At 33.8% G+C, this 17226-nt stretch carries 11 protein-coding genes; all 11 read left to right on the top strand.

Annotation, left to right across the window (positions count from 1 at the left end):
- Nucleotides 1-3 precede the first annotated feature (3 nt).
- Nucleotides 4-726: a hypothetical protein gene (locus tag HKO22_RS02855; RefSeq protein WP_169968394.1), complete on the top strand. Its 723-nt coding sequence runs from the start codon at nt 4-6 to the stop codon at nt 724-726.
- Entirely contained in the window at nt 713-1294 is a 582-nt protein-coding gene (locus HKO22_RS02850; RefSeq protein WP_169968392.1) for a hypothetical protein, read from the top strand. Before HKO22_RS02855 ends, HKO22_RS02850 begins: the two co-directional genes overlap by 14 nt.
- Nucleotide 1295: 1 nt before the next feature.
- A complete protein-coding gene (locus HKO22_RS02845) occupies nt 1296-1751 on the top strand; it encodes a hypothetical protein (protein ID WP_169968390.1) in 456 nt (151 codons plus the stop codon).
- Between the two features lie 11 nt (nt 1752-1762).
- On the top strand, nt 1763-2527 hold the full coding sequence (locus HKO22_RS02840) for a hypothetical protein (RefSeq protein ID WP_169968388.1): 765 nt from the start codon (nt 1763-1765) through the stop codon (nt 2525-2527).
- A 9-nt stretch (nt 2528-2536) separates the two neighbouring features.
- Nucleotides 2537-2911: a hypothetical protein gene (locus tag HKO22_RS02835; RefSeq protein WP_169968386.1), complete on the top strand. Its 375-nt coding sequence runs from the start codon at nt 2537-2539 to the stop codon at nt 2909-2911.
- A 98-nt stretch (nt 2912-3009) separates the two neighbouring features.
- Entirely contained in the window at nt 3010-3174 is a 165-nt protein-coding gene (locus HKO22_RS02830; protein WP_169968384.1) for a hypothetical protein, read from the top strand.
- Between the two features lie 45 nt (nt 3175-3219).
- Nucleotides 3220-10965 (top strand): phage tail tape measure protein, encoded by a 7746-nt coding sequence (locus HKO22_RS02825; RefSeq protein WP_169968382.1) that lies wholly within the window; start codon nt 3220-3222, stop codon nt 10963-10965.
- A gap of 45 nt (nt 10966-11010) precedes the next feature.
- Complete coding sequence (locus tag HKO22_RS02820; RefSeq protein ID WP_169968380.1) at nt 11011-11775, top strand: phage tail domain-containing protein; 765 nt, start codon at nt 11011-11013, stop codon at nt 11773-11775.
- A 9-nt stretch (nt 11776-11784) separates the two neighbouring features.
- A complete protein-coding gene (locus HKO22_RS02815) occupies nt 11785-14574 on the top strand; it encodes a phage tail protein (RefSeq protein WP_169968378.1) in 2790 nt (929 codons plus the stop codon).
- A gap of 11 nt (nt 14575-14585) precedes the next feature.
- Nucleotides 14586-15683: a hypothetical protein gene (locus tag HKO22_RS02810; protein WP_169968376.1), complete on the top strand. Its 1098-nt coding sequence runs from the start codon at nt 14586-14588 to the stop codon at nt 15681-15683.
- A gap of 15 nt (nt 15684-15698) precedes the next feature.
- On the top strand, nt 15699-17198 hold the full coding sequence (locus HKO22_RS02805) for a coiled-coil domain-containing protein (protein WP_169968374.1): 1500 nt from the start codon (nt 15699-15701) through the stop codon (nt 17196-17198).
- The last annotated feature ends 28 nt before the right edge of the window (nt 17199-17226 follow it).

Below are 17226 nucleotides of genomic sequence, written 5' to 3'. Positions count from 1 at the left end.
AGTATGTTTGATGATTATAATTCCACTGTTGGCAAAAGCCAAGAAGAAAGACAAACTACTGCTGATATATTTGATGCTGTCTACTCTGCCCCCTCTACTTTTGATTTACCTCTTGATGATATTAAAACTTATGTCAACGATTTATTGATAAATCAAATTGGTACAAAGGTTCTAGTTGACGGGAGTCCAGAGTTTGTCATTACATCGGATTTGAAAAAAATATATTCTAATATTCAAAGTAATATGAAAGATGCTACTTTCCTACACACGTCAGTTGCTAAAAGAGGTTCTGTTGTTGAGTTTCCCAATGGCGCAAAGGCAATAGTTTATAACATTCCCAATGATGATATTGTAATTAATAGTGCTAGAATTGTTATATTTAACAATTTCATTGATTTCTTTAGACCAAGAGTTGAATATGACGAAGATCCCAACTCAAAGACTTATGGCGATGTCAAGGAAATTTTATTTATGCTTGAACAGTCTGTACCAGTCTTTATTGAAAAAATCGGGGTTGATTTTAGAAATCAAGATGTGGGTCTTTTACACGACACTGTGTATAGAGTTATAGGTGCTCAAAGTCAAATAAAGGCTAAGGTTGGAGATGTGGTTATGGTAGAGGGCAAGTATTATGAAATATCTGATATCGACACTTTAACCTCTGGTGTATGCACTATTCAACTAAGAACTACAAGGGATAATTACGATAAATATGTCATTAAATAAATTAGGACTTAAATTTGATTTAATAGGAATGTTAAGGGATTTAGAAAAAACATTGTCTTATAGAGTTATTGCCTTAATTGATGAAATGGTGCTTGAATTAAATTCAAAGGACTTTGAATATGCAACGGGCACTTTTAAAAAGGAATTAATTGAAATGTCAGAAGATTATGTGAAATATAAGATTGGTTCACCTCACTGGTATTCATGGATAGTCAATTATGGTAAAGGTTCGGCTATGGCAAGCGACAATCCTTTTTTGCAAGATTATATGAATGATGATGTTTTGTGGAATGATGCAAGAGATAAGCTCGATAGGACTATTGTGCCAAGACATAAAGGAGTACATGAAGTTCCCAATTGGGAAGCTGGTGAGGGTACTAAACCACTTTATGGCTCTAATAACACTAATTATAACTTGGAGGAAAAAGGCGATCCAAGATTTCTACCAAGATATCCCTCAAGGTACTTGGACAGAGTAATGCTTGATTCGAAAGATAGATTAATTTCTGAAATCAACAATGTTTTTAGGACTTTCCCCTATTCAGATTATTTGAAAGGTGGTGGTTGATATGAAGTTGAAGAGTATAGCTGTTGAATTATTTTCTAAGCTAACAAAGGACAAGGAACTTTTAGAGCTTATGGAAGTTCCAAAGACTTATTCCAATGGTAAAGATGTTTATTTGATGAAAGATTTGAAGAAACAATTTTTGGAAGAAAAAAATCCAGGAGATTTAGTAGACACAGATTTTATTAGGCTTTGTATCTACGAACTACCTGCTACTAGATCTAGATTTTCTATATTGGAAAGAGCTTATATTCAAATAGATATATATGTTACAAAGAGAAAAAATGTGAGAGATAGACGAACTCTCATGATAGCTGATAGGTTAAGAGCTTTATTGCACAATTCAAGGATTTTTGATTATGAGATTACCTATTTCAATAGAAATCCTGATAGTGAGGCTCAAAATGCAGAATGGACAAAATATGGTATAACCTTTTGTTATAGCAATATTATTATTTAAGGAGGAAAAAGATGACACAATCAATTATTTATGGCATTGGAGAGGCTGTTTTAACTGACCTTAAAGATCCCAACAAGATTATAGGTTTTTCTAAACTACAAAACCTAACAATAGACATGTCTGCTGAAACAGACGAAGTTAGAGGTGGAGATGATCCATATCCTATTACAGAGTTTCCAAGAACTAACAATATCACAATTACAGCTCAAAATGCTTTATTTGATATAGATTATATGGCTCTATCTCAAGGGACTAAATTTGAAACTAAGGCTTCTGTTGATATGACAGAGTTTTTAAATGTAGTAATTCCTGCTGATGGTGTTGTAGAGCTTGAAGAAGAACCAGTTGAGGGTTCAATTGTAATTAAGGGATTTACGAAAGATGACACTCCAGCAAAGGGCAAATATTCTGTTAGCGGTAAGACAATTACATTCCATACAGATGATGCTAATGCAAGTATAAATGGTATTTACAAGGTTAAGAGAACGGGAAATGTTAGATCTGTTTCTGGACTTAAAGGCAAATTCCCTAAACCTTTTAAATTTACACACAGAATTCCTATTTACAATGATGCTAATCAAATTGTTCAACAAATGGAATTGACAATTTTTAAATGTAAATCAGATTCCAACTTCAATTTTGATTTAGCACAACAACAAGCTTATGCTCCGCAAGTTTCACTTAAAACTCTTGACCCTAAAAGACCTGACAAGAAACTTTGGGATATTAGTTTAGTTGATGTCGAGCCAAAAGACGGAGATTTTGGAACAGTCTAAGGTGATTAAATGAGTAAAGAGCAAGTTGACGAAATTACTCGTGATGAAAAAGATATTATTTCTGCTTTAGGTTTAGGTGTTGAGGTCGATTGTTTTTTAGACGGTCGATCTCGAACTGCCTACCCTATTACCCTTAAAGATTATCCAGAATTTATTCGTTCCATTTCTACCATTAGTTTAGACAATATGGCACACGCTTTTTTTGCTGACAATGGTGAGGGTTTAAAAAATGCTATTGCTTTAACCTTTGGTGTTGAAGCGGTGGAAGATATTCTCGAAAATGTAGATTCTACTAATTATGAGGATTTTATTAAAAAAATATTCTCTATAAATGGTTTAGTTCTTAATAAGGACAAAAAGAAGAATGATAATAAAAAAAAATAAGCTTTAAATCTGGTATTCATGCAATTTTATTATACACTCATCTTTCCTACTCTGAAATTAAGAACTTAACGATTAATCAATACTTAGATTTGCTTGTTATGATACAGACAAGTCAAATTTGGGATTTGCAAAATTACACAGTAGCGATGAGTGGAAAATTTGATGAAGAAGCAAACCCACTTTACACATTCAGTGATGCTATACAAGAGGACAGAAAGATGACTGTCGAAGAAGCCCAACAATTGGTTTCTATGCTTAAATAAGGGTTTATCGACCCTTATTTTTTTTTACTTAAAATGGGGTGAAATATGGGAGAAGATTTAAAATTATTTGGTGAGGTTGGTCTTGGTTATGGTCAACTTCAACAAGATGCCGAAGCTATTAATAAACTATTAAATGACATAGATAAGCAAGCGAAAGCTTTAGGCAATGCTTTTAAGGATAACAAGTTAAATATTAACTCTAAACAATCAGAGCAAGATCTTAAAAAGATGTATGATGAACTTGTAAAAATTACTGCTGGGAATCAACAAGTGAGTAATTCTATGAGAAATTTAACATCTGATGTCAATGAGTTAAATAAGTACATAGATAAAAATGTCGATACTTTTAAAAAGGCTAGTGATGCTCTATCTAAAATGGATATGGGTACTGCTGGGATAGATAAGCAAACACAAGATTTATCTAAATTTATCGACAAGCAAAGACAAGAGTTGACTAAATGGGCGAAGGAAAGGACTTCTCTTGTTAAAGAATTAAATTTAAAAGATTTATCTCAAATGGCTTTAGATGATTATAAAACTAATAGTAAAAGTGGCTCTGCTGTTGAAAAGGCAGAATCTCTAAGACGACTTGGACAAGCGATGTCTGTTGTCAATTACCAAATTGAACAAAATAAGTCTGCCATGAAGTCCATTGAGGATAATTATAATAAGGCAAGTAAGGCTATTAGGACTTTTAAAGAATCAAACGACAAGATAATTTCGCAAGGCGAGTTTGACGGCATTAAGAATTTAGCTTCCAAAAGTGATTACGCTATTAGCTATAAGGAATCCATGCTCAAAAGTGGTATTACGCAAGTTATGGCTAAATATCGAAACGATGCTCAAAATGAGATTACTCAAATTTTTCATATACTTAAAGATGGTAATGTAAAAATCATAAGCACTACTACTGAAACGGGTAAGGCAAGTGCCAATGCCTTAAAGAAACAGTTAAGCGATATAAAGAAAGAGCAAAGACAACTTGAAACACAAGCGGGCAAAATGGACAAGGCTATTAATTTTAGTGGATCAGATAAGTCTGTAAAAGGTACTACTAAATCTTTAGGTATTCTATTAGGGCAAGCTTATGCTATTAAAAGAGCCTTTGGTTATATCAATAAAGAAATCATGACCTTTGAAAAGAACGCTGTTGAGGTTCAACGTATAGCTGGCTATACAAAAAAGGAAATGGATGCCCTTGCTGATGCTACCTTTGATATGGGTAAAAATATGGGTTTAAATGTCAATACCATTCAAGAAATTGAGGGTTTGTGGGCGAGAGCTGGTAAAGGTGGACAAGCTCTTGTAGAGGCTACTAAAACTACCGCTCTTGGTTTTAATGTTGCTGAATTTAAGGATGCTGAATCTGCTGTTGCTTCTATGAACTCTATTATTAATCAAATGTACAATGGAGACGCTACTAAAGCTCCAGAGATATTAGATGCTTTGACTAAGGTTGCTGATAAAACTGCTGTTAGAAATGTAAATGACCTTGTGGAAGTCGTTTCTCGTGCTGGTGCTAATGCTAAATCTCTAGGAATGGACTTGCATGAATTAAACGCCGCATCTTCTGTTGTTATGGAGAGAATGAAATTAACTGGAGATGTGCTTGGTACTCAATTTAAAACTATCTTTGCTTATATGGCTGATGGTAAAAGAATTGAGAAATTAAAACAATATGGTGTGGAATTTACCAATATAAATAAAGATGGAACTGAATCTTTGAAACCTTTTATGGAAATGATGGACAATCTCGTGGCTAAATACCAAGAACTTAAAAGTCAAGGTAAAGATGTTATGGCTAATGATATGATTAAAAACTTGTCAGGTGTGCGTAATGTAGCCACATTAAAGAATTTGGTTGAGGGCTGGTCGTCTATGAGAGAAAGGATTCTTTTATCTCAAAACTCTAAAGGTTTTGCTGAAAGACAAAATGCTAAGATGATGGAAACTTATGCTAAAAAAGTTGAACAGTTAAAAGTAGCTTTTCAAGAGTTGGCTGTTTCTATTGGCAATAATGGCTTTTTAGATTTGCTTAAAAATATTGCAGACGGAACTAGAGTTAGCATTGAATTCTTTTCTAAGTATAATAAGGAAATCCTAACTGTTGTTGGCACTATTGGTCTTTTTAAGACCGCTATGATGGGTCTATCTGGTATTCAAAAAGTCTTTGGTTCTAATGGTCTTGGTGGTTTGTTCCGTCTTTTGACTAGTAATGGCTATAGTAAAAAGTTCAAAGTGGGTGCTACTCTATCTACATTAAGCGGCACAGAGTTTTTGGTAAAGAAAGAGGATATTAAAGAAGCCTTTGATAGTTTTGATGCAATGAAGCAAAAAGCTAAGGAAACTATAAGTCCTGTTTCTTCTTTATCAGTGGCTATGGCTAACCTCAAAGGTAATGCTATGGCAATGAAAACCGCCATGAGTGGTACTGCTGGTATTATAGGTGGTATAACATTAGCTATTGGTGCTTTAGCTACTGCTTATTATGTTTATAGGCAAAAGAGAATTAATATTTTAGAGGATTTTACATCTGGCAAGGCTGATGAAGCTATTAATAATATTAGAGAGCTTAAAAAGGAACTAGACGATATTACTAAAACTAATGCTTATAAGAAAGGTGATTCTAATGCTCTTGATGCCTATAAGTCTACAACAGAGGAATTGGCTAGGGTATTAGGTATAGCTCATAGTGTTACTGTTGGCAATAAAGAATCCATGGACTTATACAATGAGTCTTTAAGGGTTGCTGTTGAGTTAAAAGAGAAAGAGTATGAGTTAAATAATAAGATAGCTATTTCAGAAGCTAAAAAATCAATACACGATCTTGTGAAACCTACAGTGGATTCCGCTGGTGGGTTAGGCACAAGTAAAATGCCTACGGGTGCAAGCAAATTGACACAATCTGTGGAAAGGTATTTAATTGCCCTAAAGAATGTCAAGGATTTACGAAAGAAAATCAATAATGGCGATAATCCGGCTGGAATGTTGAAAAAGCTAGATGATGCCATGATAGAACAGACTAAAAAAGAGTTAGAACTAACAGAAAAACTACAAACATTAAAACAAAATCAAGCTATATCAGGCACAACAGATGACGAACTAAAGAAAATGCTTGATGGACAATCATATAATGGCAAGCCAATAATAGACTTTATTGATGCATTTTTGGCAAAAACTCCAGATGTGAAAGATGCAATTGGGGATATTGGCGACAAGGCAAGTGATACTAAAGATGAAATAGAAGAAATGGCAAAAACTATTCAAGAATTAGTCGATGAGTTTAATAATTTAACTAATAAGACTGATGCTATGGACACTGCCTTTCAAGAGATATACGACACTGGTCATATAAGCAATGGTACTGTGATGAAGCTTTTAAGTGCTGATAATGAAATGGCTCAATATCTTGTAAAAACTAAAGATGGCTATACACTGCTAAGCGGAGCTTTAGAACATTATAACGAACAGCAAGATGAAGCCAATAAGACAACAGACGAAGCCATTAACAAGTTAAGAGAAAAATACGACATGGAAACTGATGTAAGCGGCAATCCAATTGCTAAAGCAACAAATCCTGATGATGTTTCTAAAAATATTGAACTCATGGTTAATGATATTACAAAGGGTGTGGATAAAGTTAAAGCTACCTTTGAGGGTGGCACGACAAGTGTTAAGGAGTTTTTAGACAAGATTAAAAATGCTAAAGATGATGCGGATTTATCTAATCTATTGTCTGGACTTGACACTTCCCAAATAGAGGCTTTAAATGGTGAGTTAGCTAATCAATTGCAACAATCCATGAATAATATTCACAATCAATTTAATGCTGGACTTATAGATATTGGCGACTATGCTGGTGCTTTAAATGCTGCTAAGGGTGAAGCTTTAGAGTTATACGCTCAAATAAACAATTTATCTCAAAACGCTAATGGTGTATGGGTCAATCAAAAGGGTGAAATTGATGAGTTTGCCAATGCTTTAGACCAATCTACTTCTAAAATAAATGATGCCAAAGATAATTATAATCGTCTAATTGATGCCTTTGAGAATACTCCTACAATGTCTTTGATTTTTGCTGATGATGATTTTGACATTCCAAGAGAACAAGTTGCAAAGTTTGCTGATGATTTTACTGCCATGATGCGTGATATGAAAGATAATAACTCTGTTACTTGGGATAAGATTGTCGCAGAGGTTATGGAAAAAACTGGAATGACTAAAGAAGAAACTGAAAAGTGCTTAACTGATAGTAGTGCCTTTGTGAAAGAACAAGATGCTATTGTTAAAAGTGCTGTTACAGTAACTTTTTCAAATCTTGCAACGCAATTAGGCTTAACAGAAGCACAAGTAGCAAAGGCGGCTATTGGTATTAGGGATAAACTATCAACTCTAGCTAATTTTGCTATGGCGACTATGAACACTGTTAATGCCGCTTTAGGTACAAAGGATAATTATTATAAAATTCTACAAACTCCCGTTGGCAATCTATTATCTCCAACTGCTACAATAAATACTACTTTAAATAATGGCAAACTTAAAGTGCCAACTTCTAGTGGCAGGCTTGTGGAAAAAAGCACTGCCTTTGGCACTACTTTGGAAGCAGATATAGAGGAATATAAGAAGCGTTCAGAGGAAGTTAAAAAGGCTAAAGAAAAATTAAAAAATGCAAATAATGAATTTGAACAAGAGATGAGTAATACTGCGGGTACTATTAAACAAGGCGATAAGAGGCTACAAAACATCGTAAAAAACAATGATTCAAATCGCAAAGGCTCTGGCAACTCTTCGCCAAATGGTGTCCCAAAGGTCATTGAGGATAAGATTGAGGATTTAAGACACGAGCTTGAAATGGGTCGTATTTCAGAAGAACAATTTTATAAGGGTGTGGAAAATCTTTATAAGAATAATTCTGGCTCATTGTCTAAACGTGGCAAGCAGAAATTTGAAAAGATGTTAAAAGACGCCAAGAGCAAAGCTGACAACTCTATGCCCCCTTATGTTAAGGTTTTAGTTGATGATTTAGAGGAACAATTAAAATACGGCGAGATTGACCAATATACTTATTCCTCTAAATTAGATGACTTGGCTAGACGATACAAGACGCAACTTGGAACAAAGGCTATTAAGGAAATTGAAAAAAAGATTAGCGATGCTAAAGTTGGTGGTCTTGATAAGTATTTTAAGGCTCAAATCGATGAATACGAAAATATCATAAAGGTTTCTGATTTAGCTATTAAGAAAATACAAGCCGAACAATCTCTTTTTGAAGCTTTAAATATGGGCGACACTGCTGGTATGAGTTTGCAGGCATCTAAGATTAATGTAATTAACAACAAGCTTTATATAACTGAAGCTCTGGCTAAAAAATATGAGTCTGTGTTAAAAGTTATCAATGAGGAAATTAAAAAATTAGATACTAACTCTAGTTCTTATAAAACTACTTTGCAAGGCTTGGCATCTAAACAATCAGAGTTTACTAATAAGCTTAATGAAACTAAGATTTCTATTATTGAACTTCAAAAATTGAGAGTTGAAGAACAGATGAAAGTTTATGATGCTATGCAGAAGAAATACGATGATGCTGTTAGTACCATAGAACAAATTGAATCTAAACTTGTAACTTATATTCAACAGAGAAATCAAAAGATTAGAGAGCAAATAGACAAAAATCATCAAGCTAAAATGGATAGCATTGAAAAAGAAGCTCAAGCTCGTGATAAGGAACTCGAAAAAGAAAAGAAAAGGCTACAAGATGCTTTAGAAGCTTATAGAAAGTACACTCAAGGGAAAATCGATGCCCTCAACAAGGAAGCTGAAGAAGAAGATTATAACGAAGAACTCAACAAGAAGATGCAAGAAAGAGATGAGTTGCAATATCGCATTAACTCCCTATCTCTTGATGACTCTTCGGAAGGAAGAGCAAAGCGTATTGAACTCAAAAAGCAACTTGCCGACAAAAATAATGAGATAGAGAAATTTCAAAAGGAACGCTCTAGGAAGCTAACGCAAGACGGACTACAAGAACAATTAAAAGATTATGAAGATAGCATTGAACAGAAACAAAAGAAAATGGATGACAATGCTAAACATGAACGAGAATTATTAGACAATAGAAAACAAATGCTTGAAGATGAACATAAGCACGAATTAGAAATATTAGACGAGAAGATGAAAGCTTCTAGTGTTTATGCTGAAGCTAAAACTGCTATTTTGTCTGGTTATGTTCAAGATGCTACTGGTGCATCTATAACTATTAGAGATGCTATGATTGACGGCATGAAAGAACAAGGACATGCGAGTGGTATATTAGCTCAAAAATATATTAACGACCTTGATGCTGTCATTAGAAAAGCAAAAGAAGCTCAACAAATCATGGGTATGGCAAAATCATCTGCTAGTGCTGGTAGTTTACAAGCTAGACTTGGCTTGACAGATGAGGGTTATCAACAATATCTTGGTGACAAGGCTAATTATTTAGGTTTCAGTAAAGACGACACAGAAAGATATATTAACAACAAAGTAGCTTGGGGTAGTGCTAGTGCATCTGAAAAAAAGAGATTATCTCACGAGAACCATTTATTGAGAGCAAAGTATGCTGGTGCTGGTAACTGGAATAACAAAAACTTTAATAAAGATATCAACGGTGAAGTACTGGGGTTGGCATGGGTGGAAGACACTGGCTCTGCTATGAAAGTCGGACAAGCTGGAGGGCAATTTACTCCTTTTGGTGGCAACTTTGGCAGAGAAGAAGCTAGAGATACTGCATTGGCTGATTTTGGCTTGTTAAGTTCATATACTAGAGGTAGTAGTGAAGCCTTTTTTGATAATCAGATGAATCAGTTTAAGAGAGGCGGCTATTCCTATAGTCAACCTACTTTCGCAGATTGGACTAGTAGAGATTACTACAATAGATATAAGGAACAAAGTCAATTTTTAGATAGATTTAATAGAACTCCTGCCGATAAGAGCGATTATGTTGGTGCTTTAAATTATATTAGAGGTTATAAGGAAGATTTAGAGAATAATTTTGATGATTCATATATGAATCAAGATTATCCTTATGATAGTGGCGACAACTCTGTCAGGGAAGCTCTCATGAGTGCGGCTAAGGCACAAGATGGTCTACCTTATTCACAAGGTAGCAACAGATATACAACTCACAGAGATTGTTCTTCTTATGTTTACTATGCTGTTAAAAATGCTGGTTTATATGGTGGAGATGGTTTTTACACTGGAGATATGATACCTAAGCTTGCTCAATACGGTTGGCAAGATTTGGGACACATCCCAAAGGAGCAAATTAGACGTGGAGATATTTTATGGGTTAGAGATGGTAAGCGTAATCACACAGAAATAGCTACACAAGACGGCACTTTAAACACTACTGGTGCTCACAGTCCAAGTAAACCTGCTGGTCCAAGTGTTTGGACTTATGATTATAAGGTTTTAAGGCATCCTAAAGTCAATGGTTATTCTAATGGTGGTGTAGCTGATTACACTGGCATGGCTATGTTACATGGTACTAAGTCATCACCAGAATATATTTTCAATACTCCACAATTTGATGCTCTAGGGCGTATTATAGCTAATTATATTTCTGCTCCAGCGATTTATGGCAAAGGTGTTTACAATGGTGCTGATAGTATAGTTCCAGAGATTAACATTGATACTTTGATTAATATAGAGGGAAACGCTGACCAAAATACAGTTAGAGAAATTGAAAGACGATCAGATGAGATTTTAGATAATTTAATAATTGGACTTAAAAAGAGGGGCATTAGGAAGTGATGCTCCTCCCTACATTTAGGTTTATATTTATGAAAAGAGGTGCTTATGCAATCTAGCGAGTTTTCCTTTAATGGAATTCAGTCTTATGACAAGGGGTTTATGAATATTAGAATGGGTTCTGAACTTGCTAAAAGACCTTTGGTTGGGTCTAGAAAAATTAATACATCTAATTATAGCAATCATGGTGTGTATTTTTTACAGTCCATTGAGAAAGAACCTATTGAGTTTGATTTGTTGATTGCTCCTACGGAAGATAGAAAATGGACTAGAAGTTTATATAATGAGTTAGTTAATTGGCTGGTATGCGATGATTATAAAGAATTTTATGCTGGCGATGATCCTCATAAGATTTTTTATGCTATATGCAAGGACTATGTTGTTTGGGAGGGGTTAAATGATTATGGTGCTATCCCCTTTTCCTTTACTACTAATGCTAATCATGCTTGGACTGTTCCAGAGAGATTGACGTTTACTGTTAATGGTTCTAAGTTTGTAAATATATCTAACAAGAGTGTGTTTGATGATAAATTCTATCCTCAAATGGTTGTAAAGAAATTAAACTCAAAGGGAGATATATCTTTAGCAAATTATTCCAATGACACATACACTATGAAATTAAAGGACATTGCTAAAAATGAAATTATTCAGATAGATAATGAATATAGGACTATATATGCGACAGACAATCCTAGAAATGTCTATGGTGAATCCTTTAACAAGAATTGGTTTTATCTTGTTGGTGGCAATAATCGTATAGAAATAAAGGGAGATTGTGAGATTATTTTTGATTTGCAATTTCCAATAGTTTAGGGGGTGTTTATGGATATATCTTTAAAGGGTGTGGATTTTCAAAAGAAGATGAGATTATCTCTTTGTAAGCCAGATAGAAAGCCTTTTATGGAGATACACAATATCAATAATTTAAATAGAAAAATATCTCTTGTAAATGTTGACGAGTTGTCCTTTGATGTTCCTCTATATAGGTCAACCGCTAGAGGTAAAAAGGTTAGAAATGAGTTGTACGATGCTATTTACGGAGATTTTTTTATATATTTAAATGATGGCAAAGACGACAAAGAGGGTCAATATTTCATTATTCAAAATCCAGAGGAAAGAAAGAGTGAAAGTGGCGAAGTTGTAAAGTCAATAACTGCTTATTCTACTGAATATACTTTGTCTTATAAAAAGGTACAAAAGTTTGATAAAGAGGGTAGTATGTTGTATGACCCTAACAATAGCATAGATAGAGATGGTGTTGAAAGAGGATTCCTCAATTATGTGGAAAATAAAACATCATGGAGAGTAAGTTATGTTGCCCCTAAGCTATTAAACAAGACTAGGGAACTTAAATTCTCTGATACTTCTATTTTAGATGCTTTTAAAACTTGCCAGGAGAAGTTTAATTGTTTATTTCAATATGACACTGTTAAAGAAGAGATAAGGGTAATTACTGTTGATGGCGAAAAAAATGCTCTTGGTGGTAATCAAGGTATTGTGATTTCAGATAATAATTTTGTTAAGTCAATCACCAAGAAGATTAATACTGACGACATTGTTACTCGATTATATATGTATGGTGATGATACTATATCTTTTCAAAATTACAATGTTTTAGGACAAAACTATGTGGAGGATTTGTCTTTTTATAAAGATTTTCATTATATGTCTAAGGATCTTGAAGATGCTTTAGATAAATACGATAAGGCTGTTAAGGACTTAACTCCTACTTTTATTCAAATTGTTAAAAAGTTAGATAAGTTCAACACAGAATTAGGCAGATTAGATGTATTACGACAAGAAAAAGAAAACGCTATTAAAAGACTAGAAACGCTTATAGACCAAAATGTGTCTGGTTTAGCTCTTCCTAATTCTCAATATGATAATGAAGATGAAATTCGTGCAGAGTTGACAAACAAGATGCATGAAAATCAAGCTAAGTTGAAGCAAGAAAGACAAAATTTACTCCAAATTCATTCCCAGATAAAAAAGAATACAGAGTATCTTATTGCTGCCAATAAAGAGAGAGAAGATTTAAAAAAACAAGTAGATGTTTCCCTATTCTTTACCCCAGATGTTTTAAGAGAATATGATAGGTTTATTAAAGAGAGTGTTGTTCGAGATAATTCTTTTAAAAGAACTGATGAGAACAATCTCTATGAATATGCACAAGAAGAAATTAAGAGGTTATGTTACCCTATTATTTCCTTTGATATGGATTTAGACGACTTTAGAAAAATTGCTAGGTTTAAGAAGCCTATGGCAAGACTTAAAGTTGGTGATTTAGTCAATTTAGAATCAGATGATTTGGACATTAAGTTTGAGGTTAGATTGCTAGAAATGGAACTTGATTATAGCAATGAGGGCATTAAATTGCATTTTGGCAACAAGTTTTCTACTACTGACCCTACTTTCTATTTAAGTGATTTAATATCCAATATACAGACAGCCTCTCATCAAGTGGCTTTAAGAGATAGTGAGTGGAATAAGTCTATTGAAAAATATTCTACTATTGCTAGACGATTAGATATGAATTTAGATTTGTCTAAACAAGCTATTGTGTCTGCTGAAAATCAAAAACCTATTTTAGATGATAGGGGCTTGTGGTTATTAAAAGAAAATCCTGATGGAACTATTGATAATAGACAAGTTAGAGGTGTTCACAATGTTATAGCTTTTACTAATGACAATTGGGAAACTGTGGGTACTGCTATTAGTGGCGATGGTATTAATGCGGAAGCTATTCGTGGTAGACTTGGCGAGTTTGTTACTGTTAATGCTAATCAAATATTGATTACAGACCAAACAGAAGAATCTCAATTAGCAGATTTTGTTAGAGCTAATGGTGGAAAAACTTATAGACAAAAAACTCCACCAGATGTTAAAAATGGTACTGTTGATAGTTCAATTAAAATTCCAGATGGGGCTTTATGGCTTAAATCTACTAATGAAGATGGTTCTGGCAAGGTAGTGGGTATTTACAGATACAATAAGGATAAGACTTATTCTTGGACTGGTATAGGCTCTTATAGTGGAACTTGTCATTGGCAAGAAGTGTCTGATTTAGTTTACAAAGATAAGTCCTATGGTGGTGCTAAATTAAGTGATAATGGCTTAACTACAACTTCTAATGGTGTTCGCATTGATAAAGACGGCATAACTGTAAGTAACACTAATAGTGGTACTACTGTTAATACCGAAATGAACGCTAAGGGGTTTTATATCAAAAAAGATGGCAGAGAGGTTTTCTATGTAAATGCGAAAGGGGATCTGTCGATTATAGCTCCCAATGGTGAAAAGATTGTTGTTAATACTTCTGGCATATCAATGCCAGCTACATCAAGGTTAAAAATAGGTAGCTCTGGAACAAATTATATCGACATATCCTCTAGTGGTGTTATATTTGGATCAAATGGCTTTAAATACAACACAAGCAATGGAACTTTAACTATTGGCGGGAACAATGGTTTAATGTGGAATGGTAGCCAATTGTATATTGGGGGTGTTCCAGTGTCTAGTATGAAAGATATAGAAAGAATTTATCAAGCATTAGACTCTTTGGCACGTCAATTAGATAATGGTCGTGTTCCTGCTTATGTTCAATTTGGTTGAGAGGTGATTAAATGGCTTATGCTACAATTGATGACTATAACGATAGTATGGTAGTCGTTACTATTGGTGGTTTACAGTATCCAGCCAGAGATTATGACTGTTTTAGACTATATCTTGAGAGTACTCATATGGGTTGGCGAGACCCTACTTCTGGAAGTTATTCCAACGAAGCTCACGTTCAATTTGATATCACTCAAACAGCTGATGGTAGAACTACTCAATCTGGATATTACAAAGCTTTTATTTATGGTGTATATAATCACCAAGAATATCCAATACCAATAAGAGGTTCTAGTGAAATTATAATTAAGAATGGTGGTGGAGATAAGCCACCTGCTCATAGGCTGACGAGAATAGAATTGGTGAGTTTTGAATCTGTGGAAGATAATTATGTTAAAGTTAAAATTGAAACAGATGGGTATGGTGATGTGGATTTAGTAAGTGTGACAAAAGCTTGGGATTTATATAGGGCTGATGGTACGAAAACAAGCCGATATGTTGTTCAAGGTCACGATTACATTCGTGAAGATCAACTGACTGATGGCACTTTTTACGGAACTGTTTCTTATTCTTTAAGTCGAACTGATTTAAGCTATTTTCCCTCTGTTCCAATTGGAACTTGTCACTTGGCTTCTGGTGGTGGCTTGCATGGTGATAATTATAACGTTTTTTCCAAACCTTTTTTGTGTATGAGTGAATACAATAATTGGACAATATACAAGGGTGTTTATAATACTGTTTTAACAAGAGATGACAACGGGTTTAATGCGAATGTTACTCAATTGAGTTCTGTAAGTGAAGATTGGCGTAGATTGGTTAATATGAGTTTTTATTTAGAATCCACAGTATATGGAACGATTGAATATACTCAATATAGTGACTACATTCCAAGAAGCGAAGATATTATTACAGCCAATATGTATAACTCACTATTAGATTCAGTCGCTCGTTGTTGTCGAAGAGTTGGTTTGGGGACAGATAATTTACCATATACAGTTAGAAAAGATGAAATTATATCCAAATATTTTATTTATGACATTGGGAAAGTGGTCGACAAATGTCTTTATGTACAAAGAGAGAAAGTTAATGAAAGAGTTTTGGGGAGTTAATAAGAGAGGTGTTAAATGTATTATAAATCATATTCAAATCCTATTATTACAAATTATAGATACACTCATAATGGTGATAGGATTTCAAATAAAATTGAGAGTGAAAGGCATCAAGTGGCTAATTCTTGTGTTCCTCTAAATGAGTTGCCAGATAGTAAACTAGGCGTTGTTGTTAAATTTGGTTCACAAACTTTAGTGGAAGTTAGAAGTGAGGAAGAAGAAATTACTGCTGATAAATTTTATGTTGATTATACCAATGGTTTTATTTATCTTAATCAATCTTTAAATGGTAAGGAAATTTCTGTTAGCTACAATGGTATGGGTGTTGCCTACTTCCCTGCTTCAAGGGTTTGGTTAAAAGTTGATGATTCTAATAGAGTTATATTAACTTTGGCTGATATTGAGGGTAAAATTAGTGAATATAATTCTCTTGCTTCTCAACAAGAAAGTTTTGTTAATAGGTCAAATGATATTGTTGAAAAGTTAAATGCTTCTAATGATAAGGGACAAAAAATAGTTAAAGATTTAAATTCTACAATAGATAATGCGATAGGTATCACAGAAGAATTAAAGGCATCTCCTATTGTTCAAAATATCCAAAATGCTAAGGAAATAAATAGTAAATTAGAAGCTAATGTTACTAAGGCTGAATCAACAAATGCTACTAGTAACAATATTATTCAACAAATGACTAAGCTAAAAAGCGATGTTAGTGAACAAAATACTTTAGTTAGCTCTAATATTGAAAAGGCTAAGCAAGCTAAAACTGATTTAGATAAATCTATTAGTTCATCTAGTGCAAGCAAAAAGGCTTTAGATAGCTCTATTTCTAATGCTAATGTGATTAAGTCCAATCTTGACAATAGTGTTGTCAATGCTCGTAATAGTAAAGACAGTTTAGATAGTTCAGTTCACAATGCTTCAACTTCTCTTGGTGATTTGCAAACACAAAATGCTAAAGCACAAGAAGCTATTAGCAATTTATCTTCTGGCAATGCTAGAGCTGAAAAAAATGTAGCGGATTTAACTTCTAATTCTGCTACTGCTGAAAGCAAAAATAATGATTTAAAAGAATCTATTGCTAATGCTAATTTAATCAAGCCTGCATTAGAGGAGATGAATAACATTGCCAATACCACTTTAACTAATTTAATTAATCAAAATGATGATGCTGGGCGAAATATTCCCACTTTGCAGAACACCAATGCTGAAGCAATAACTTTAAACGAGAATATGACAAAACTAAATAAAGATTTAAGTGCTTTAAATACTGATGCTAAACAAACAAAAAGCACTTTAGATAGTTCTAATCAAGATGCTAAGTCTACTGATAATAATCTAGTTCAAAATCTCAATGAGGCTAAAGAATCTATAAAAAAACTAGATGAGGTTATTGCTTCTGCCGATTTATCTCAATATGTAACAGATCCTAAATTGAATAATGCGTTGGAGAAATATGTGTTAGCTAGTGATATTGTTCTTGCAAGTACAGAAGAAGTAGTTGCTTTAGTATAATATATTTTTTAAGAGATAGAGTGATATC

It is taken from the genome of Peptoniphilus faecalis, from assembly GCF_012976305.1.
Classification (GTDB): Bacteria; Bacillota; Clostridia; order Tissierellales; family Peptoniphilaceae; genus Peptoniphilus_A; species Peptoniphilus_A faecalis.
This window is presented reverse-complemented; position numbering and strand designations above follow the sequence as displayed.

Excerpts from the sequence above, each read along its gene's own strand:
- HKO22_RS02855 (WP_169968394.1), top strand. The coding sequence starts at position 4 with ATGTTTGATGATTATAATTCCACTGTTGGCAAAAGCCAAGAAGAAAGA.
- HKO22_RS02805 (WP_169968374.1), top strand. The coding sequence starts at position 15,699 with ATGTATTATAAATCATATTCAAATCCTATTATTACAAATTATAGATAC.
- HKO22_RS02830 (WP_169968384.1), top strand. The coding sequence starts at position 3,010 with ATGATACAGACAAGTCAAATTTGGGATTTGCAAAATTACACAGTAGCG.
- HKO22_RS02835 (WP_169968386.1), top strand. The coding sequence starts at position 2,537 with ATGAGTAAAGAGCAAGTTGACGAAATTACTCGTGATGAAAAAGATATT.
- HKO22_RS02825 (WP_169968382.1), top strand. The coding sequence starts at position 3,220 with ATGGGAGAAGATTTAAAATTATTTGGTGAGGTTGGTCTTGGTTATGGT.
- HKO22_RS02815 (WP_169968378.1), top strand. The coding sequence starts at position 11,785 with ATGGATATATCTTTAAAGGGTGTGGATTTTCAAAAGAAGATGAGATTA.
- HKO22_RS02850 (WP_169968392.1), top strand. The coding sequence starts at position 713 with ATGTCATTAAATAAATTAGGACTTAAATTTGATTTAATAGGAATGTTA.
- HKO22_RS02840 (WP_169968388.1), top strand. The coding sequence starts at position 1,763 with ATGACACAATCAATTATTTATGGCATTGGAGAGGCTGTTTTAACTGAC.
- HKO22_RS02810 (WP_169968376.1), top strand. The coding sequence starts at position 14,586 with ATGGCTTATGCTACAATTGATGACTATAACGATAGTATGGTAGTCGTT.
- HKO22_RS02820 (WP_169968380.1), top strand. The coding sequence starts at position 11,011 with ATGCAATCTAGCGAGTTTTCCTTTAATGGAATTCAGTCTTATGACAAG.
- HKO22_RS02845 (WP_169968390.1), top strand. The coding sequence starts at position 1,296 with ATGAAGTTGAAGAGTATAGCTGTTGAATTATTTTCTAAGCTAACAAAG.